Origin of the sequence: Sphingobacterium sp. HJSM2_6 (assembly GCF_049316305.1) — a bacterium.
Classification (GTDB): domain Bacteria; phylum Bacteroidota; class Bacteroidia; order Sphingobacteriales; family Sphingobacteriaceae; genus Sphingobacterium.
Map to the genome: position 1 here is coordinate 39,050 of NZ_JBMOXB010000011.1, position 22,411 is coordinate 61,460.

Annotated in this window: 11 protein-coding genes; 6 read left to right on the forward strand and 5 right to left on the reverse strand. The window is 37.0% G+C overall.

The window, feature by feature from the left end:
• Window position 1: 1 nt before the first annotated feature.
• A complete protein-coding gene (locus tag ACFRAE_RS10970) occupies window positions 2–2,698 on the reverse strand; it encodes a c-type cytochrome (protein WP_422797204.1) in 2,697 nt (898 codons plus the stop codon).
• A 937-nt stretch (window positions 2,699–3,635) separates the two neighbouring features.
• Between ACFRAE_RS10970 and ACFRAE_RS10975 the strand changes: the two genes are divergently transcribed.
• Window positions 3,636–4,793 carry a sialidase family protein gene (locus tag ACFRAE_RS10975; protein ID WP_422797205.1) on the forward strand — a complete coding sequence of 386 codons (1,158 nt, stop codon included), beginning with the start codon at window positions 3,636–3,638 and terminating at the stop codon, window positions 4,791–4,793.
• A gap of 189 nt (window positions 4,794–4,982) precedes the next feature.
• On the forward strand, window positions 4,983–7,529 hold the full coding sequence (locus ACFRAE_RS10980; RefSeq protein WP_422797206.1) for an alpha-mannosidase: 2,547 nt from the start codon (window positions 4,983–4,985) through the stop codon (window positions 7,527–7,529).
• Between the two features lie 54 nt (window positions 7,530–7,583).
• Here ACFRAE_RS10980 and ACFRAE_RS10985 read toward each other — a convergent pair whose 3' ends face one another.
• From ACFRAE_RS10985 to ACFRAE_RS11000, 4 genes are all read right to left on the reverse strand, one after another.
• On the reverse strand, window positions 7,584–10,337 hold the full coding sequence (locus ACFRAE_RS10985; protein WP_422797207.1) for a family 78 glycoside hydrolase catalytic domain: 2,754 nt from the start codon (window positions 10,335–10,337) through the stop codon (window positions 7,584–7,586).
• 56 nt (window positions 10,338–10,393) lie between these two features.
• On the reverse strand, window positions 10,394–11,560 hold the full coding sequence (locus tag ACFRAE_RS10990; RefSeq protein ID WP_422797208.1) for an SGNH/GDSL hydrolase family protein: 1,167 nt from the start codon (window positions 11,558–11,560) through the stop codon (window positions 10,394–10,396).
• A gap of 18 nt (window positions 11,561–11,578) precedes the next feature.
• A complete protein-coding gene (locus tag ACFRAE_RS10995; RefSeq protein ID WP_422797209.1) occupies window positions 11,579–12,931 on the reverse strand; it encodes a hypothetical protein in 1,353 nt (450 codons plus the stop codon).
• A gap of 485 nt (window positions 12,932–13,416) precedes the next feature.
• Window positions 13,417–14,871, reverse strand: coding sequence for a hypothetical protein (locus ACFRAE_RS11000; RefSeq protein ID WP_422797210.1), 1,455 nt, complete (start codon window positions 14,869–14,871; stop codon window positions 13,417–13,419).
• Window positions 14,872–15,054: 183 nt separating this feature from the next.
• Between ACFRAE_RS11000 and rbsK the strand changes: the two genes are divergently transcribed.
• The 4 genes from rbsK to ACFRAE_RS11020 all read left to right on the forward strand — a co-directional run bounded on the left by rbsK (window position 15,055) and on the right by ACFRAE_RS11020 (window position 22,408).
• A complete protein-coding gene (gene rbsK, locus ACFRAE_RS11005; RefSeq protein WP_422797211.1) occupies window positions 15,055–15,987 on the forward strand; it encodes a ribokinase in 933 nt (310 codons plus the stop codon).
• Between the two features lie 18 nt (window positions 15,988–16,005).
• A complete protein-coding gene (locus ACFRAE_RS11010) occupies window positions 16,006–17,010 on the forward strand; it encodes a GRP family sugar transporter (RefSeq protein ID WP_422797212.1) in 1,005 nt (334 codons plus the stop codon).
• 43 nt (window positions 17,011–17,053) lie between these two features.
• The gene (locus ACFRAE_RS11015) at window positions 17,054–18,604 is read left to right on the forward strand and encodes an ADP-ribosylglycohydrolase family protein (protein ID WP_422797213.1); all 1,551 of its coding nucleotides are present in this window, start codon (window positions 17,054–17,056) and stop codon (window positions 18,602–18,604) included.
• Between the two features lie 513 nt (window positions 18,605–19,117).
• Window positions 19,118–22,408 (forward strand): SusC/RagA family TonB-linked outer membrane protein, encoded by a 3,291-nt coding sequence (locus ACFRAE_RS11020; RefSeq protein ID WP_422797214.1) that lies wholly within the window; start codon window positions 19,118–19,120, stop codon window positions 22,406–22,408.
• The last annotated feature ends 3 nt before the right edge of the window (window positions 22,409–22,411 follow it).

A 22,411-nucleotide genomic window follows, 5' to 3' on the forward strand; every position in this document is an offset into this window, starting at 1 on the left:
ATTATTTTTTATTTTTTGTGTAAACTTCATTGTTTTCATTACCTCCCGATAATAAATAAGCCATTAAATCTCTCAATTCATCTGGACTTAATACGTTTAATGTTCCTGGAGGCATAATCGATACATCTGATGCTTTAACTGAAGCAACATCATTTTTTGGAATTGACTTCGTAACCTGAGGAGCATATGGATTTTGAACAATGATGTAATTTTGTTCATCTTCTCCAACTTGTCTACCTAAGGAAGTTGTTCCATCTTTCATTGTAAATAACTTAGATTCGTATTGATCTGAAATTACTTTACTAGGCTCAATAATTGCTTCTAGGATGTCTTTTTTAGAAAAACGTGAAGCTAATTGAGTTAAGTCTGGTCCGAATGAACCTCCAGCACCTTTCATGGTATGACATGCACCACATTTCAATGCTAAGAACAACTCGCTACCTCTTGTAAAGTTACGTGGATCCTGATCGGTATCAATGTATTTTAAAGCCGAATCAACACCCCAGCCTCTTCCTGGTCCTTTAGGCCCTGGTACTTTGTCTGCTAAGCGTTTTCCGGATTCATTAACTAAAGAATCTCCTGATAATTTTCCATAATGAGCACGTTGATCTTCTGGAAGACGTTCTAAAGCAATTTTTCTCGCACGATCAATAAATCCAATATAACTGTTACCACCTTTGTAACCGAAAGCTTTATAAAACCAATTGAAATATTGCTCATGTAATTCAGGTGTCCAACCCGCATTCGCTGTACTCAACATCGTAGCTAAGTAAATTTGCTGAGCAGGAGGAATATTAGCCAACATATCAGCTATATCTAATCCATACTGAGGGTTTCTCAAAATTAAATTTGAAGAACTCATGAAACTTGCATTGTTTGTCGTATCATCTTTTGCGCTAGCAATCAATGGAACCGTTTTTTCAACAACACTCTTATCGTGAATAGCTACTAATACTTTACCTAACGAACGATTTAACGTATTATTTTGTGTAGGATAAAGTGGTGCTAATTTAGCAATCAACGTTTCATTCAACGCTCCTTCAGGTTTACCCATACGAGCAATAATCACTTCATATACACGTAATAAATTTAACAACATTCTGTTATTTAATTTACTAGCATCGATAGTACCTAATTTACGTAATAGATCATCACGAAGATGTGCATCTGAATTGCGCGCTAAAGCTAGTGCAGCTTCAGTCAAACGAACCACATTACGTTCTTTGAACACTAGATCTCTCCAAGTTTCTACTGGCTGATGTTCTACAGCAATACGAGCAGCATAACGAATAAAACGATCTTCATGTCCTAAATGTTCCCATACTTTCTCCACAGTGCCTGCAGGAGATGGTTTATGATATTGTTCAATTTCTCTACGTAATTTGAAATCTTTCGACAAATCATCTGCATCAGTTACTTTACGTTCGTTGATTTTTTCCGAACCGGTGTAATATACACGGTATAAGTCTGATTCTAAACGACGACCACCTGTTAAGAAATATAATGCTCCGTCTGGACCAATTACCCCATCGGTAAGTGGTAAAGGTGATCCGGAGATAAACTCCTCTGCTTTCGCTTCGTATGTTGCTCCTTTAGGTGTCAACTGGATGGAATAAATAATACCAAAACTCCAATCAAACGCTAATAAACTCTTGCGATATTGATCTGGGAATTTTGCTTTACTTGCATACAATAAGTTGGTAGGAGAACCTTGACCAATATTTAATAATGCTGGTAAGTTATCTAAATAAGAAGGATCCCATTTCGCATTACCGGTACGCCATCCGTATTCACTTCCACTTGTTACATGGCTGATACGTGTAGGACGATACCAAGGCATACCAAAATCCCATTCCATGTCCGAATCATAAGTGAATAATTCACCATCATCATTAAAAGCAATATCATAAGGGTTACGATAACCCCCACTCACCAATTCCCAGTTTTTACCTTCAGCATCTGATTTCGCAATCCAGCCTCCTGGTTCTTTACGATCAGTCGCGTGACCTTGAGGGTCTACGATTTGTGGGAATAAGTTATCATGCTTCCAATTTGCAGGAAGTTTGTAATGACTCATTTGAGGTACATCCGTGTGGTTACCTGCAACAACATAGATGGCCGAATCAGGTCCTTGAATAATACTATGAGGTCCATGTTCGCCTTCTCCATTCATAGCAAGCAATAAGGATATTTTATCAAATTGATCATCCTTATTGGTGTCTTCTAAGCGATAAACACCAGAACCTTTGCTAAACTCGTCATTAGCATTGTGATTTACGACAACATATAAACTATTGTTAGCATATAGAAGCCCTTGTGCAAAACCCATTCCTACCTTCTTTTTGGTGGTATCAGCAGGATTTTCATTCGGGAAATCCATTTTCTCAATCTTAGGTTTTACCGTCGAATCTGCCCCTATTGGAGGTAAATCGATACGATACAAACTTCCATACTGATCAGAAGTAATTAATCTACCTTTGTCATCAAAAGTCATGGAAACCCAAGAACCCACTTTATTGTCCGAAGGACTATAAATATGGTCGATGGCAAATCCTTCTGGAAGAACGATTTTCTTGGTTTTCGGATTATCATCCTCTTTTGCTACTTCTTTTTTGGCCTCTTGATCTGTACAAGATCCCGCAAATAAAAGCATAAGCAAGGAAAATAATAGCAGCTTAGCATTTCGGTTTTCTATCATTTTTGGTTTAAATATGTTAATTTATCAATTCAGGTTTTTCCATTTAAAATACCCAATGAGTGACCCATAAGCCATCCATTGAATTCTTGTTCAATTCCATAAGGTGCCGCAGCCATATCACTCTTTCAGCTTCAGGTTATAACATTCCTGTTGATTGCGCACGTATTCTTTGCCAGAAATTGAGGAACATCTCCAAATAATAATGGGACCAATAACAACGTAACTTTTGTTTTCTAAATTGATTGGCTAGTGGAAAAAAATGAATGACAAATACGGTAAATCGATAGGAATAAGGTACTTACTTAATCTCTGTATGGCAACTAAGATTCAAGACCCTTCTGAAAGAATACCCCCTAATTCACGATCATAATCATTTTTTGAATACGCTTTTTCCTTTATTTATTAACACTTGTTACATGCTTGATTAGTCATTATACTTGAAATGTACCGTATCAATCATTGTTTATAATTTGTCACCTATCTTTAAAATGGTGCTAAATCAAATATATATATGCGTTAGGATTAAATCATCCTGCCCCATCCTGACAGCTATTTAAATTTAATTTTTATGTAATAGTTTTTCATAAACAGGCTCTTTCAATAAAAAAACTAATCCAACTCCAATTGCGGATAAAGCTGTTTTAACAGCAATTAAAGGCACATTTCACCCTGCACAAGCCGAATATTACTAAAAGTCATTTCAGCTGACGATTTAGTCGATAAAAGTTTTTTGAATTAAAAATGTTACAGAATTACTGATTTAAGAAACTCGAAGAAAGATTTGTAATTTCAAGTATTCCTACTCGCAATTAAGTTACCAATATTCCACTAAAGAGCCCATATTTTGCAACAAATTTTCATTAAATTGCCTACTTAACATCAAATCCAAGGTTTTGAATTCCTATTTTCAAAATCAAAATTTTAAATGCTACTACAAATGATTAAAACATTATTCACACTCTTATCTTTAACTATTTCCACGCAATTGATTGCGCAAGAAACCGTTGTTTTTCAATCTGGTAAAGATGGCTACGCCAGTTATCGAATACCCGCTATCGTAAAAAATAAAACAGGAGAATTAATAGCTTTTTCAGAAGGAAGAGTGGAACATGCAGGCGATTATGGCAATGTAGATATCGTATATAAGATCAGTAAAGACGAGGGAAAAACATGGGAAACATTGCAAATTGCAGTAGATTATGAAAAATTGCAAGCAGGAAATCCTGCTCCGGTAGTGGATTTATTAGACCCTAATTACCCAAATGGTAGAATCTTCTTATTCTATAATACCGGCAACAATCACGAAGAAGAAGTTAGAAAAGGAAAAGGGCTGCGAGAAACATGGTTTATTACCTCTAGTGATGGAGCAAAGACTTGGTCTGAGCCAACCAATATAACCATGCAAGTCCATCGTCCTAATCAGCCTAGCATCAATCAGGCCTACCAGTTTAAAGAAGATTGGAGAACTTATGCGAATACCCCAGGTCACGGGTTCCAATTTGTTTCAGGTCCTCAACAAGGGCGTCTATACATCGCAGCAAACCACAGTGCAGGAAACCCTCAAACTCAAGGGAAAGATTGGAATGCACATGCCTTTTATTCTGACGATCATGGCCAATCATTTAAATTGAGTGAAAACATCCCTTTTCCTGGTTCTAATGAATCCATTGCTGCCCAAATTGACGACCAAGCAGTTTATATGTCATCTAGAAATCAACAAATAAACCCGAAACAGCGTATTATTTCCATCTCTAGAGATGGAGGTCATGCTTGGGAGTCTGCTAAATTAGATCCCAACTTACCAGATCCAATCAATCAGGCTTCTGTATTGTCGTGGAAGAAAGGTAAGAAATTTATCTTGGCTCATCTCAATGCGGCTGACCCAATAGACAGAAACAACCTCACCTTACGTTTGTCGAAAGATCAAGGGAAAACATGGTATTTCAACAAACTCATCGCCAAAGCTCCTGAAGGATTTAAAGGTGCCTATTCTGCCTATTCTGATTTGGTATTGCTCAATAAAAAAACGGTTGGTATCCTTTATGAAAAGAACAACTATCGGGATATTGTATTCAGCAAAGAATCAATAAAATAATTAGGCTTATCAAAGCCAACAAATACATTAACCTAACTCAATTGGGGTTGAATACATGAATGGCATTTTCATCGATCAATATTGTATTACTTTACATCAAAATGATACGTCTAGGAATTATGGAGATTGTTTATTTTTAAAATCGTGATGATTTTAAAATAAACAATCTCCGTTTTTACCTAAACCTATATGAAACCTAAGCAACACATTTCAAGGCGATCCTTTATTCACACCTCAGCCTTAGGTGCTATCTCCCTATATGTATTACCCTTCCAAAAATTAAAAGCTAAAGAACTGCTATTAAATTGGCCAGTTTACGCAAACCAGTTCAAGTTCCATATGATTGGGCATGGCCACATAGATCCCATATGGTTATGGCGATGGGCGGAAGGATTGGTGGTGGTCTTAAGTACTTTTAAATCGGCCTTGGATAGATTAAATGAGCAAAAAGATATGGTCTTCACAAGCAGCTCTGCACTCTTTTATGTGTGGGTTAAAGAGAATGATCCTATCATGTTTGAACAAATTGTGAAAAGAGTGAAAGAAGGGCGATGGAATATTGTAGGAGGTTGGTGGGTGGAGCCAGACATGAATATGTTGCACGGTGAATCCATGGTTAGGCAGGGATTATATGGACAATTAACCTTTCAGAAATTACTTGGAGTTCGTGCAAAAATAGCCTTTAATCCTGATGCTTTTGGTCATGCGAATACTATTCCACAAATTGTTCAAAAGCAAGGAATGAACAGTTATGTCTTTATGAGACCAATGGCGGGTGAAAAATCATTGCCCAGTTCTATTTTTTGGTGGGAAGGAGCAGATGGAACAAAAGTAATGACGTATAGGATACAAGATGATTACAGCGACAATGGCGATGTGAAAGGTCGAATAAATTCGATGCTGCATAGTCATCAAAATAACAAAATCAAGGAACATATGGCTTTCTATGGGGTGGGTGACCACGGTGGAGGACCAACGAAAGCGAACCTTAAGTCCATAGCAGCAATACAACAAGAGCCTGATGCACCAACCTTACAATACAATACAGTGGATGCTTATTTTGATTGGCTCTACAATATTAAGGAAATAGATATTCCCACCATCAAAGATGAATTTCAGCATCATGCAGTAGGCTGCTATACTGCAGAATGTGCCATCAAAAAAAGAAATCGCTTGAGTGAAGCTTCCTTATTGACTGCAGAAAAAGTGGCTAGTTTAGGTTCCATATTTTGGGGAGTAAACTATCCGAAGGAAAAATTAAGGGATGCTTGGGAAAAAATCATGTTGCTACAATTTCACGATAGCTTACCGGGAACTTCTTTAGTAGCTCATACGAATGATGCTGCGCATGGATATGGCCGAGCATTGGATATTGCTGATGAGACAATGTATCAATCCCTGCAAAAGCTGGAGTGGCAAGTGGCATCCGAAATTCCTGAACATAAATATCTACTTGTATTTAATCCGCATGCTTGGGAAGTTAATTCCATCGTCACCTATCAAGTGGGTTTCCGAGAAATCGCCGATGATGTATTTGTCTGTGATCATGAAGGCCATCATCTTCCTCACCAGTATGAATTAGGGGAAGCGCAGACCTTGGACACTCGTGGGATTAGTTTTCAAGTGAATCTACCAGCTTTAGGTTATCAACAAATTCGAATAATTGATGGACATTCGCAAGCGAAATTTAATGCATTAGCAAGCAGCTATAATTCCATCGCAAACGAATATTTTAAATTAACGATTACAGATGATGGCGAAATAACTATTGAAGATTTAAAACTTGGCATACAAGTTTTTGAACCTGGAAAAACAGGTTGTAAAGCTTTGATTCTCGAAGATAAAAGCGATACCTGGGGACATGGGATTAGCCACTATGATCATATCATTGGTCAATTTAACCGAGCTGAAATCAACTTGTTGGAAAAGGGCCCTTTTAAAGCAAGCCTGCGGGTGACTAGTTATTACGGCAAGTCTAAATTAATGATCGATTGGGTTTTATTTGCCGGGAGAAAAGAAATTCTAGCCAAAGTACAATTGGATTGGCAGGAACAATTGAAGATGTTGAAATTCTCATTTCCGCTAGCCATTCAAGATACTGAAGTCACTTATGAAACTCCATATGGACATATTACACGACCAGCCAATGGTCGAGAAGAACCTGCTTTACGATGGATTAGTGGTTCAGGAAAACATAAGCAAACGAATTATGGATTCAGTATAATTAATGATGCGAAATATGGATACAGCGCAATTGGTGCTGATTTGAGACTTTCAATTACCCGCTCTGCGGTGTACGCTCATCATGTACCTTTAGCAATTGACCCCAACAAAGGATACACGTTCATGGACCAGGGAATTCAGACAATGAAAATGCTGCTCCTTCCTCATGAAGGTAATTGGAAAGATAATAATATCCCTAGAAAGGCAGAGGAGTTTATTGCAGCAGCTTTAAGTCTGCATCAAGGGATTCATCCAGGTCATCTGCCTAAATCAGGATCTTTTATGCGTATCAATCCCAAGAATATCCTAATCTCTTCCATCAAAGAAAGTGAAGATAAAAAAGACCTTATCATCCGATGTGTGGAAACCTTGGGTGAAGCTACAGCTGCAGAACTCAACTTACCAGTCGCAAATCATCGTTGGCAAGGGCATTTTAAACCTTTAGAGATTAAATCCTTAAGGTATAATTTCAAAAAAGGCAAATTCAGCGAAGTAAACTTATTGGAAGAATAAAAAAAATCCTGGGCGTATGGAGGTCCCATATTCCCAGGATAAATTTATAGAAGGTTAATTTGTTTCAAAAGTATATTTTCCGGAACCAACGGCATAGACACTGTATCCGTCTTTATGTGCTTGGAACGTCAGTTCTGAATGTTCATCGATAATCTTACCGGATTCCTTGACTTGCTTTTTATTCGCATTGGGTACCCATATTTCTGCACTGGTATTTACTGGAATTTCCACCTGCATTTCAAATCCATCATTTGCTGTTTTCTTCCAAGAACTAGCGATCTTTCCATGAACCGATTGATATGAACCATTTGCATGTTGTAAATCTTTAGCAGGTTGTGGTTTGATGATTATCTTTTTAAAACCTGCTTCTGCATGGTTTATGCCTAGAATACTTCGGTAAAACCATTCGCCAACAGAGCCGAACATCGGATGATTGTGAGAATACGTATTGTCTGAATATTGCCAAGTCTCCCAGAGTGTTGTTGCTCCATTCTTTACCATATGACCCCATCCAGGAAATGTTTCTTGATTGGCTATGCGATAAGCAGTCTCTTGGTCATTATGAGACCGCAGCACATCAAATAAAAATTTAGTTCCAAATATTCCGGTGGATAAATGCCAATCCTTACTTTCAATTGCTTTTAGCAACATCTCATAGCCCTTAGGGTTATTTGTTGAAACGCCTGCCCAAAGTCCAAATAATTGATCAGATTGCGTTCCAGTACCTATTTTGCCTGTTGAAGCTGTAAAAAACTGTTTGGATATAGCCTCTTTAATTTGTTGAGCTAATGCGGCATACTGTTGTTGATCCTCATCTTTTCCTAAAATTGCCGCAAACTCACTTAATAATTGAGCATGCAACCAATAAAACACGGATGCTGTTAGGGGCTTATTTTTGGGCTCTAACGATTCATGATCTCCCAAGTCTGTGCTAAATAATAAATTTGAAGTCTTGGTTTTTAAAAATTCCAATTGCTTTTTAAGCGATGGATAGTAAGTTACGATAAGCTGTTTATCTCCATAAAAATCGTACATTTTTTTAATTAAGTACGGATATCCAGCCTGATAACCCAAAGGACCTGAACCGTCTCCAGGACCATCATCATCAATACCTACAAAAGGCGCTGTTTCCGTAATCCCACCTAATGGACGTTGATCATTCGCATGATCGCGTATCGTTTTACTGTAGAACTGACTCATGTCATAATTATACATGAATGTCTCCGCAGCACATAAAATATCACCTCCATAAGCGAGTTTTTCTCGCGCAGGACAATCGGAAACTACGCTAAACACATTGCTTAGAAAAGTCCACTGAATGAGTTCATCAATACTATTAAATAAATTGTTTGAGGAGTTAAAAAGTCCTGACTTCTGCAAATCAGCATTCATACGTAACCCATCAATATCATTCACCGAAGGAACACCAGGCCATCCCGTTATTTCTACATACCTAAATCCATGGAATGTAAACTTTGGTTCCCAAGTTTCTACTCCCTCTCCTTTCAGCGTATAACTATCTTCTTGCCAAGCCACCTGCGGAGCACCAGGTCCACCATTACCCGCTTTAATCTGTCCTGCAACAGCCGTTAGACCATTGAGCTTTCCATCAGGAAATTTATCCTCGCCATAACGAATTTTGACTACTGTCCCTTTAGGTCCTTGAACTCGTAATCGAGCTACTCCAGCAAAGTTTTGACCCATATCAAAAACATAAACCCCCGTATCTACCTCTTGTACAGCTATGGGCTTCAGTACTTTTGTCACACGTATAGGAGGTTGTTGTTGTGCCGTTAAAATTCCTTTCGGAGCATCAACAATTTGAACTTTTCTCCATCCTTCATCGCTTCCTTGCACGCTACTCCAATTGGGTCTTTCAAGCCGAGCATCATAATGCTCCCCTAAATAAATATTATTTCGTACGATAGGTCCTTTTGCAGTCTCCCAATCTTGATTGCTAACCACATCTTCTATACGACCGTCCTTGTACACGATACGTAGCAAGGCTTTCAACTTAGGACGACCAGAATCTAAAAATTTATTCCATATTTTCGCACCCCAAAAACGAAGCGGCGGTAAATTATACCAGCCATTTCCCAGCATCACTCCAATTCGATTATTCCCAGCATTCAAATTCGCAGTTACATCATATGCCGTATACAAAACTTGCTTATCATAGGCCGTCCATCCAGGCTCTAAAACATGATCTCCTACTTTTTCACCATTTATAAACGCTTCATAATACCCTAATCCACTGATATACAATCGTGCAGAACGAACCTTTCCTTTTGCCTGAAAACTTGTTCTAAATAAAGGATTTGGATCTTCTTGATAATAATCCTCTTCCTTGCTTGGCAAGGTTGACCCATCGCCTATCCATGCTCCTTTCCAATCTTTTGAATCAAACAAACCCGTTTCAAAGCTATTGACCGCAGACCATTTAGAAGATTTATTCTGTTGATCATAAACTCTGACTTTCCAATAATATTTTGTGAATGATTCCAATGGTTTTCCAGCATATTCGATCTGTATACTTTGATTAGAATTTACCTTTCCCGATGACCATAACTCCCCTTTACCCCTATTCAATTCTTTCTCATTATTGGAAACCAATACCTCATAAGCACTTTGCTGTTGATTTTTCAAGGGCGAAGTCATCGTCCAGCTAAATCTAGGTTTGTGGACATCAATCCCTATTGGATTCAACTGATATTCACATGTTAGTTTATCAAATTTTATAGATTGTGCATGGACCATGCAAGCGAAAAAAACGCTTACAATAAGTAATAAATTCTTAGATAAGTACATATGGATTAAACGGTATAAGGTATTTGGTAAAATGAAATTTATCCTGCATTCGTATTTTATTGGTAAATCTCTGGAACATCAATAAGTGTTCTTAAAAACATCAATTTAGAACCTTTAACATTAGGATGATGGTAGATTTTACCCCAATCATAGTCTTCAAAATACATGGTACTTTGTTCGACCGCTTTACCATCAAAATTAGCAGAAGTTGCTACATCAAACTTTGCCCCTTTGATATTAAATTTTTGCCTCACTTTTTCAATTAAAACATTCGCATCAATATGGGTATTACTTTCATTTGCTGGAATATTATTTAAAATAGGAATAGCCCCTTGACTCTTTATGTAAGTCATTAATTCACTTAAATTATCCTCGGTATTTCCACCATTGGTTCCAATAGTCACCATAACGTATTTAGCTTTTACAAAAGGAAGCTCATTTTTAATCCGTTCTAATACCTGTTGGATGGTTGTACCCCCTCTTCCAGAGCTCATGGCTTTCCCTTGTACCCGATTTATGATAAGTTGCGTCCAAGAATCAGGGAAATCTTTACTAGGAAAATAGCCTTCAGGTTCGGTAATGGAATCCCCATAAATCAATAAAGTTAACTCACTATACTTAGATTCAACAATGATTTGTTTCACAAAAGCTGATGTCCCCTTTGTTAATCCAAAACAATAATAATCATGTTGCAGCCCCATGTATTTGCCCGAATGCTCCACTCCACGACCTACGCCGCCTTGTCCATCCATATTCCCAAAAAGCTCTGTAGATTTTCCTGTAAATAAATCGATGATGCGCATTCCAGAATACTGGTTATCTCGGACTATTTCAACTAAATACTCATGATTGGAATCCAAAAAATCGACATTTTGAAATATCATTGGTGATTTTCCAATTTGTATTTGTTTGCTGGACATATCTATGGATGCGTTAAAATCCCCTTCATGACTTTTAAAGCTCATTTCTGCATCTGCCCCTAATTTCACATGATAACGGATTAAGCGATTCGCTAATGAATAATATTTATTAAGCTGTATCCATTTTCCTTTTTCATTCAATTCCAGTCCTTGCTGGCTCAATTTCAAATTGGATTCCGTTAATTCAGGATAACTTTTACCAGGTGAAAAAGTTTGGTTATAAAGGATGGCCGTTGAAGTATGTTCTTGTGCAAAAGACAATAGCGAACTACATAGATAAAATACAAGAATTAATTTGCGCACAACAAAAGTATTATAGGTTTAAGGTTTAGGTTTTTTAGTCAATGTTTTCAGTACAATATACGGAGAACTTACAGAAGTCATGTACACTGGTCCACGATTATATCCAGAAGGATGAAAACATTCCAATGGACCTGCAAACTGTTCTCCTTTTCGGTAATCCGTTTCCTTTAGTCCAGCAATATAATCTTTAACTAACTGCGATGCTAAGGACGGATCGACCAGTTGGATGGCATATATTACCCAACCTGTTGGGCTGTACCAATAGGATCCATTTTGATATTCATCTTTAGGGACAATGGCATCCTCCCAGGCGGTATTGTTATTAAAATCTTCTCCGACAATAATGTGTCGAATAGCACCTTTATAGGCTAAATTCCCGGCTGAGTACGCTTCTGCCAAATGCTGAGCAGCACGTTTTGCAACATCAGCATCTATTAAATTTTCCACGATAGCTAAAGCAGTTCCCCAAACATCTGCTTGAGCGCTTTTTAATGTTGAAGCTTTAACCATACCATCCGAATTGATAAAAGTCGAAGCAAAAACATGTTTAATTTTGGAGGCAATCAATCGGTAACTTTGCGCTTTCTCTTTGTTTTGAAATTGATCAAACAATTCAGCCAACTGCAATGCGGCACGATATTTTAAAATAGAAGCATAACTAAGATCTCCGGTAATCCGGATAGCATCTCTAAAGCCAAAGTCCTTGCCCCGATACAAATCGGTTGTATACACCAGTTCACTATTTTGCCTAGTTGGCGGGACTTTAAAAGCTATTTCCAAGCGATCAATTAACGATAATCCATTAATTTTTTGTTTTAAAAAATTAATGTTTTTTACCGTTTTCCAATAATAATGTGCCATACCCACAAAATAAAACTGATCGCAATATGGTGGCATCCGACCAAATTCTTCTACACCTTGCTCTACGTTGTCATAGGTACCAGGGAAATAAATCGGATTCAAATCATCCACACGGATATGATCAGCAATTGCACCATAGGGAACATAACTACCACCCTTGGTAATCCAAGTTTGATCATTTTGTGTTTTAGCAGTTAAAAGTAACATATGCTGTTGCTCAGCAACTTTGACCATTCCCGTTTCCAAGGACATTGCATAATCTCGAATCCAAAATGCAGGATAGGTAGCCAATCCTCCAGGACGAATTAAAGTCCCTCCAGTATTGTTTTTCCCAAAGGGCTCCACCAATTCTTGGTTGGGATAAATTCTAGAACTTTCAATAACCGACTCCGTTAATCCTTGTAAGTAGGTTAAATCTTCCTTTGAAATTAATTCTTGACCAGTACTGCTACTGGCCAAGAACATTTTTAAAAGTAACAACTTAACAACTATTATGATCTTATTATTCATAAGCAAATTTGAAAACGTTAATCGAATGCATTTTTATTCAAGGGATGTTTGCTTGCATAAGCTAAAAAACACCATCCGTTTAATGGATATTTATTCATCCTTAAATTCCTCTTCCTTCTAAAAAATGGGCTTAGGTTGATTTATTCTCCTCTAATAATTTGGCTATTTATTTTATTCTGGTTGCTTAAATTATATAGAATCCACCTTTGGAATAAAAACAACTTATCATCTTATCAAAACTAGGTTGAATATTGAATACTTAGTAGTACTAGATTAACGACAATTTGTACAATTTTGACACAAGTCACTTGAAATCAACAGCAAATTGGCAATTAAATACGACACAGGAAGAGTTATAATGAAAAGCAATCAGTAGAAAAAAGACTGTATTAAACAGCTATTGCAAATCTACTTAGGGATTAGCAAACTTGTAGCAATTAGCATGAATAAGACATTCCATTTTAGGCAATAAAACGGGAGCCATTCTACTTAAACATGTTAGACAACCAATCGGAGTAGTTAAAGTATTTACTCAGATTTGTTTCCTTATTCGATTGCATAATATCAGCTAACAAAGCGGACAATATAGGATATTGTGTTTTTTTCCAATCGTTACCTCGACGTTTCGGATTCATGTTAATCAGCTTGAAAACGAATTTTTCCAATCGATATTTTTGATAGCTTTTTTGGTATAAACGCTTATACGATTTTATTTCAAAATCTACATAATCTGCATCATGTACTTCATAAATACTTAAAATATATAACAGACGAGCAGCTCGGTAAACCTCATAATTCATCCCCTTCTTTATGGATTTGAATAAGTTATTTAAGATTCTTTTAGCGCCTGTATATTCGAAATTCAAGAATGAGCTTAGCGCTTGAAAATATTGACTTTCCAAGGTCATCTCCATATCTACAAAAAATAAATCTTGATCCAGATTGTTTGTCTTGATAAATACTGTCGATTCTTCCCTTTTCCCAAGACCAATCAAAGCATTTAACTCGAACGTATAGGCCAGCAAATGAGCTAAATTATTAAAATGTGCTGTATTCCTATTTGCTAATAATTGCTGTATTTTCTGAATGTATGCGCCCATTTCTTCATAACGTTGCATACTCCGGAGGCTATTTAAAATACCGTTAATATTCATTAAATAATCATAGGGAGGTACATCCCAAAGACTTGGAAAGCTTTCAAAATGCCTCGTTAGTTCTTCGAAAATCAACAAGGCAGAAGAATAATCTTGTTTTAAAACAAAATAAAATGATTGAAACAACAAATGCTTCTTTTTCGTTTCAAAATTATTCCGCAGATTTTTAAAGGTTAAGTTTAATTCTGCCAATATTAAATCATCATTATTTACTGATATTTGAGGGTTTTGCATGAGTCGCACATTCAATAATTCAAATAAAGAAAACGAATCATGCTTTTCATGCAATGCTTTTAAGGTATTTTTAGTTTCCAATTGGAAATCAATCAAGGATTGTTCGTTTAAACTTTCTTGGAAATAATTTTGCACAAAATTCAATTCCATTCGCTTAGAAAGGTACTGAGAAACCAGGTTTTCAGATTCGATTGCCAAGCGATAAACTTCTTGAGTCTCTTTAATCCCTTTAACTGGTAATGAGCGTTCAAAGCATAATTGTGCCCGCATTAGTCCCTGAAGTTGTTGATACCAAGCATTCTCCTCAATACGCATACGCACTAAAATTTCCGTTAATACTTTATAAAGGTATTTCAATGCACTGTCCAATGATACTGAAGGATAATTTCGTTTAAAATCATCCTGCCAACACTTGCTTTCCTTACCTTTAGATGCTAATATCGCGTTGAATACAATTTGATAGTATTTTGGGTCATTACTCAGATTTCCATGTTTCAAAAATTGCTTTATTTCAGAGCTGGATAATGAATAAACCAATTTCTCAATTTCCATACTATTCATTAAATTCTTATTTTAGGTTAAAATTTAAAACATAACAACCTATTAATCAAAGACAATAACCTTAAATACGGAGTTTTTTATGTTTATTTCAATCTGTAATATAGCAATTATAGATCTATTTTATTCTCAATTATCCTATACATTTATACCTATAAACCTAAAAATCTATTTCAAATGAAAAATCGCATTATTGTGGTAGGCAGTACCAATATGGATATGGTCGTAAAAACAGATCATATTCCTAAACCCGGGGAGACTGTTCTTGGAGGAACATTTTTTATGAATCCAGGGGGTAAAGGCGCTAACCAAGCAGTAGCAGCTGCTCGATTAGGGGGCGAAGTTTCTTTTATCAGTAAAATCGGACAAGATATTTTTGGCAGACAATCTTCTAAAATTTTCAACGATGAAGGTATTGATGTTGCTGGCTTATATACCGATGAAAACAATCCCTCAGGCATTGCCCTCATAACAGTAGACGATAAAGGTGAAAATAGTATTGTGGTCGCTCCAGGAGCTAATGCCTGCCTTCATGAAGCAGATGTAAACCAAGCACTATCAAAATTTGAGGATGGAAAAATATTGCTTGTCCAATTAGAAATTGAGATCGCATCCGTACAAATGGCTATCCAACAAGCCAAAGCCAAAGGGATTACGGTGATCTTAAATCCTGCACCTGTAAACAAATCCATTATTCCTTTATTGAGTATGGTCGATATGATTACGCCAAATATTCACGAAGCAGAGACCCTTTCAAACCATCGTATTACGGATCTGAACAGTGCATTTGAAGCAGCGAAAAAAATTAGAGCCCTTGGGGTCGATGTCGTTATCATCACTATGGGCGAAGAAGGGGCATTAATTTGTCAAGCAGATTCTTTCGAACATGTAACTGCCCCAAAAGTAACCGCGATAGATACCACAGCCGCTGGCGATGTATTTAATGGAGCGCTTGCCGTTGCTTTAGCAGAAGAAAAAGAGTTGATCCAAGCGGTCAATTTTGCTTGCCGTGCAGCAGCCATGGCCGTCACAAAAATGGGTGCACAAAACTCTATACCCTACCGCAACGAAATTACGTTGACCTACCTAAATGAAAACAATCAATTATAAAAACTAAAATTATAGCTTATGTTTATTGTAACCGATTATTATACCGCCGTTTTCTTTTGTATCATCACGATGCTTTGTTGGGGATCTTGGGCAAATACACAAAAGATGACTCAAAACAAATGGAGATTTGAATTATTCTATTGGGACTATGTTCTAGGCATTCTATTCTTTTCATTGTTAAGTGCATTTACACTAGGAAGTTTAGGTGAGAGTGGCAGACCATTTCTAGCAGATTTATCGCAAACCCACCATGCAAATATTTTAAATGCCTTAGTCAGTGGAGTCTTATTTAATCTGGCAAATATCCTATTGACTGCGGCAATAGCATCAGCAGGAATGTCTATTGCATTTCCTATAGGAATAGGAATAGCTTTGGTGGCTGGCGTATTTTTCAACTATTTGATCCATAACCAAGGCAATGAACAAATGCTTATTGCAGGGGTTGCTTTGGTAACCATAGCCATCATCGTGAATGCGATAGCGTATAAAAAACACCAAGCTGCTAGTCCAACTGCGGCCATTGGAAAATGGATTACGGTGTCCATCATTGCTGGATTGCTCATGTCGTTATTTTATCCTTTTTTAGCTTCTGGAATGGATTTAAATAATTTCGAACAACCCATGGAAGGTAAGATGACCCCTTACACGGCATTTGTCATTTTTGCTTTCGGAATATTCCTAAGCAATATCATTTTCAATAGTATATTAATGAGAAGACCATTAGCTGGTCCTCCAATAAATTATAGCGAATATTTTTCCGGCAAAATCCAATACCACCTGATAGGTTTACTTGGAGGTGCAATCTGGGGTCTAGGAAACATCTTCAACCTGCTTGCAGCAGGCATGGCGGGACCAGCCATATCCTATGGCCTTGGTCAAGGAGCAACTTTAATTGCTGCATTATGGGGAGTATTGGTATGGAAAGAATTTAAAAATGCATCTCCGAAAGTAAATTTACTGCTGCTATTGATGTTCATTTTATTTATATTAGGAATCGGATTAATTATTTGGGCAGGAAGTTAATCTAGCTCAACCATTCTCCAAACCTTAACTAACCGCATTTACCATGATGAACTTCAAATTATTAACGTCTTGCATCCTGATATTAATCATGTTCAGCAAAACAGCTCCTATGGCATTGGCTCAAAAAGCAAGGATAACCATGAGTAAAGAGGTATTGATGGACAAAATAAAAGGTGGTTGGGCTGGTCAAACCATAGGGGTGACATTTGGAGGCCCAACTGAATTTAGGTACCTCGGGGTTTACATGCAGGATAATGAACCTATTCCATGGTATGATGGATACCTCAGTCATTCCATGATGCATAGCCCACATTTATACGATGACATTTACATGGATTTAACGTTTGTAGATATTATTGAAAAATTAGGTGTTGATGCTCCTGTGGATTCCTTCGCACAGGCTTTTGCACATGCTGAATACCCCCTTTGGCATGCCAATCAAATCGCGAGATATAATATTTTAAATGGTATAAAAGCACCGGCTTCCGGGCATTGGAAAAACAACCCACATGCCGATGATATTGACTATCAAATAGAAAGCGATTTTGCGGGATTGATGAATCCAGCTATGCCCAACGCTGCATCTCAAATCAGCGATAAAATAGGCCATATTATGAACTATGGAGATGGCTGGTATGGCGGCGTGTATGTAGGTGCGATGTACAGCATCGCTTTTAATTCTCAAGACATCAATTACATCGTAAAAGAAGCATTAAAAACGATCCCGAAGAAAAGTCAGTTCTATCAATGCATCAACGATGTAATCCTGTGGCATCAGAAACACCCCAATGATTGGAAACAGACTTGGACACATATTCAACAAAAATGGGCAGACGAAGTAGGCTGTCCAGACGGCGTACATGCAGCTTTTAATATAGACGCTAAATTAAATGCGGCCTATATCGTCTTAGGCTTGCTCTATGGTCAAGGAGATTTTACGAAAACACTAGAAATTTCTACTCGTGCGGGTCAAGACTCCGATTGTAACCCTGCTAGTGCAGCAGGCGTATTAGGAGTTATGCATGGCTATAGTCAAATTCCTGCACATTGGAAAATGGGTCTTGAAGAAGCGGAAAACTTAAACTTCATGTACACAAAAACCTCCCTGAATAAAGTGTATGAAACTAGTTATAAACATGCCCTCGAAATGATTCTTAGAAATTCCGGCAAAGACTTGGGGAGTTCCATGGAAATTAAAGTTCAAAAACCTAAACCTGTACGATTTGAAAAAAGTTTTGAAGGCATCTACCCCATTCAAAAAATTGCTGTTGCTAAATCATTAGACCAAGGTTATGAATTTGAATTTGAAGGTACCGGTTTTGTGATCACTGGAAGTGCACAAAAAAGTAACAAAAACCTGGCGGATGCTACCTTAGAAGTTCGCGTACTGGTTGACGGCCTAGAGCAACAACAGGTATTAATGCCCACAAATCAACTAATTCGTAAGGATGACATTTATTGGAATTATGATTTAACGAAAGGTAAACATCGTGTTCAACTGATTCCAATAAATTCGAAAAACGGCTACGCCATAAATTTAAATCATTATATTATTTACGATAATAAACCGAATAAAAAACATGTGCATCCCTAAGTAAAACAACGATCTATGGTTGGATGAACACCTGCATATTGCAAAAAAGAGATCTTTACCTGTAAAGATCTCTTTTTTTACACCTTCTCTGAAAACACACTGCTGCTATCCTCCTCACAAAGTTTAAAAAGGGTATTTCTTTTCCTAGACAGAAACAGCATTTAACTACTGTGTAATAATTTCATTTTTTACAATTATTATTCGTATTCGCAAAATCAAATTCATTAATGTCAGTCATTTGTTTTGAATTCATCAAAAAACATTCTATTTTCGCGGCATCAACTGATATCCATATTTGATTAGCGGAATGATCTAATCAACATTTACTAAAGAAAGGCATTCATAGCAGCTTTGTTTACGGCCTTCAGATTTATTATTACGATTGAATGATTACAATTTTTATGCTCATACTTCACAAACTACCTTCTATATCAAATCCCCCAGTGCAGAAACACAACTCAAATTTTCACATAAATACCAGTATTATTCAAAATTTCTACTAAATCAAAACCCATGAAAAATCACACAATGAAGGGAATTATCTCCTTATTGATGGGCATCCTATTGATTGTTGGATTTAATCAAAACGTTTTAGCACAAAGCGAACGTCTATTGAAAGGATCAATTACCGACAGCAAAACAGGCGCCCCAATTGGAGGAGTTTCCATTTTCGATGAATTAACCAAACGCTCAAGTTCATCTTCAGACAATGGTACTTTTGAAATCTTAGTACAGGCAAATTCTGTATTAGTATTCAAACATTTATCTTACCAAACACAAAACCTAGCGACCAATAATAAAGCAGCTCTTCAGGTTTCTCTAACTGAAATTGGAGAAAATCTGGAAGAAGTCGTTGTTGTTGCATTTGGTTCTAGTAAAAAGAAAGATTTAACTGGATCAGTATCTAGTATTGGATCGGATAACTTAGAAAAAAGTCAAATTTCTACCGTTTCAAGAGCATTTGAAGGAGCTGTAGCAGGGGTTCAATTCTCTACTAACTCAGGACAACCAGGATCGGATGCAACCTTAAGAATTCGCGGAATGGGTTCATTAAATGCAAGTAACAATCCTTTAATTGTATTGGATGGATCTCCTTACGATCAAGGATTAAACACTATTAATCCTGCCGATATCGAGAACATCGTTGTTTCAAAAGATGCGGCAGCCAATGCATTATACGGATCAAGAGCAGCGAATGGTTTAATTTTAATCACCACGAAGAAAGGTAAATTAGGAAAATCCAATATCAATTTCGATACTAGAATTGGTATGAATAGCAAAGGACAAAGTGATTTTGATAAAGTTACGGATCCCGCTACTTTTTATGAATATACTTGGCAAGGGATCTATAATTATTCCAAATATTTCCCAGGACGTGATGCAAAGTTCAATGCGATGAGCGATGATGATTTGCGCCAATACGCAGCAGACAATTTATTTAAGGCCAATGGAAATGCATTAACTGCACGTAATGGTTTAGGAAATTACATGCTATATGATATTCCAACAGGAAGTACCTTAATTGATCCAGCAACGGGTAAAATAAGAACGGACGCTAAGTTATTATACCACGATAACTGGGAAGATTATTTCTTTAAAAATCCAGTAAGACAAGATTATAACCTGTCATTAAATGGTGCTACCGATAAAAATGATTACTTTGTTTCCTTAGGATATTTAAGTGATCCTTCTTATGTCATGGGATCAAACTTCGATCGCTTTAACGGCCGTGTAAATTTAAACACGCAAGTGAACGATTGGTTGAAAGCTGGAGCATCCTTCTTTTATTCTAGATCCAATTCAGATATTCCAAATTATTCTGGTGGAACTGTGAATACGAATTTGTTTACTTGGTTAAATTATTTTAGCCCAATCAATTCGCTATTTGGTCACGATGAACAAGGAAATATTCGTTATGATGCCTTTGGAGATCCTATCTTTGATTTAGGAACTGGAGAGACTTATTCTCCTTATGGATCTACTGCTCGTTTAGCCTTCAATGGATATTCTCCAGGTATTTACTTCCAAAAAGATTTTAACAACTCGAAGAACGATATCGTATCCGGTAGAGCATTCTTAGAAGCTTCTTTCTTAAAAGACTTTAAATTTAAAGTAGACTTCGCGGTGGATAATGCATACAGTCTACGTACAACTTATGCAAACAACGAAAGTGGTGCTGGAGCTAGAGATTTTCAAGGGACTATAGAAAATGCTTGGGCAAAAAGTACACAACTAAATACCACACAAATTTTATCGTATTCCAAAGATTTCGGATTACACCATGTTGATGCATTATTAGGTCATGAATTCAGGTGGTCAAGAACAGATAATCAAGCGGGCATGAAGTATATGATGTTGGCTTATGATAAACCCGATTTCAATAATGCCGTAGGGATAAGATCACTTTCAGGTGATAGTTTTGCATCAACATTAGAAGGATATTTATCTCGAGTAAATTATAACTACAACTCGAAATATTATGCTTCAGCAAGTTTTAGAGCCGATGGTTCTTCCAACTTCAGACAAAACCAATGGGGTAAATTCTGGTCAGTAGGTGGAGCATACCGTATTTCGCAAGAGCAATTTTTGAACAGTGTTTCTTGGATTAACGACTTAAAAATTAGAAGTAGTTATGGTGTTCAAGGTAACAATGCCGTGGGTGCAAATAACTGGACCGACATTTGGAGCCTTGCCAATGCAGGCAATTTAATTAGCCCAGCAGCTTCCATTACCCAAACGGGATGGGGTAATTTGGCCTTAACTTGGGAAACCAATGAAACATTTGATGTAGGTGTTGATTTCAATTTATTTAATAGACTTTCAGGTACCGTAGATTTCTTCAATAGAAATACTAAAAACCTATTATTCTCCAAGCCTTTACCTGAATCTACTGGACGTAAATCAAGAATGGAGAACTCTGGTGGCTTAAACAATAAAGGTATTGAAATCGATTTAAACTACGTAATACTACGTAATGCCGATTTGAGATGGTCTGTTGGAGCAAATGCTTCAAAATACAGAACCAAATTAGTTTCTATGCCTCAAGGAGTAGGTAGTAAAGACTTAGATGGAAATTTTGTCCAAGGCAATTACTTAAGAGGTCCAGGTAAAGATTATTTCAACCTATACTTGTATCGTTATGCTGGAGTAGATCAAGCGACAGGTTTAGGTACCACGTTCAAAACGTTGAAAGATGGTGATGACCTAACTAAATATCCAGGAAGTAAAGTTGGAGATATGGTTAAAACTACTGGAGCAGATGGTACCCGCTATGAATTAGGAACGACAAGCCCAGATTTGATCGGAGGATTCAACACCAGTTTGAACTACAAAAACTTTGATTTCTCTTTATTCGCCAGTTACCAATTGGGTGGTAAGATTGTTTCCCTATCCTACCAAGGATTAACAGGAAATTCAATCGGAAGAGGTATCTCAACAGATCTTTTGAATGCATGGACTTTTGAAAACACAAGTTCTAACATTCCTATGCGTATGTTGGGTGGTACAAACTTAGGAAGTATGCCTCTTGGTGGTGCTGCTGGTCAATATTCGGATTTCGCACTATTCAATGCTAGTTATTTGAATTTGAAATCCATTACGATGGGCTATACGTTCAAAAAAGAACAAATTGCAAAATTAAAATTAGAAAAACTTAGATTCTACGTATCCGCAGAAAACCTATTCTTTATTTCTGCTAAAAAAGGTGTAGATCCTAGATCTGCATTTGATGACGGTTCTGGTGTAAGTGCATTTGGATTCCCTCAAGCTAGAGTGGTTTCATTTGCGGTCAATTTAACTCTATAAAAC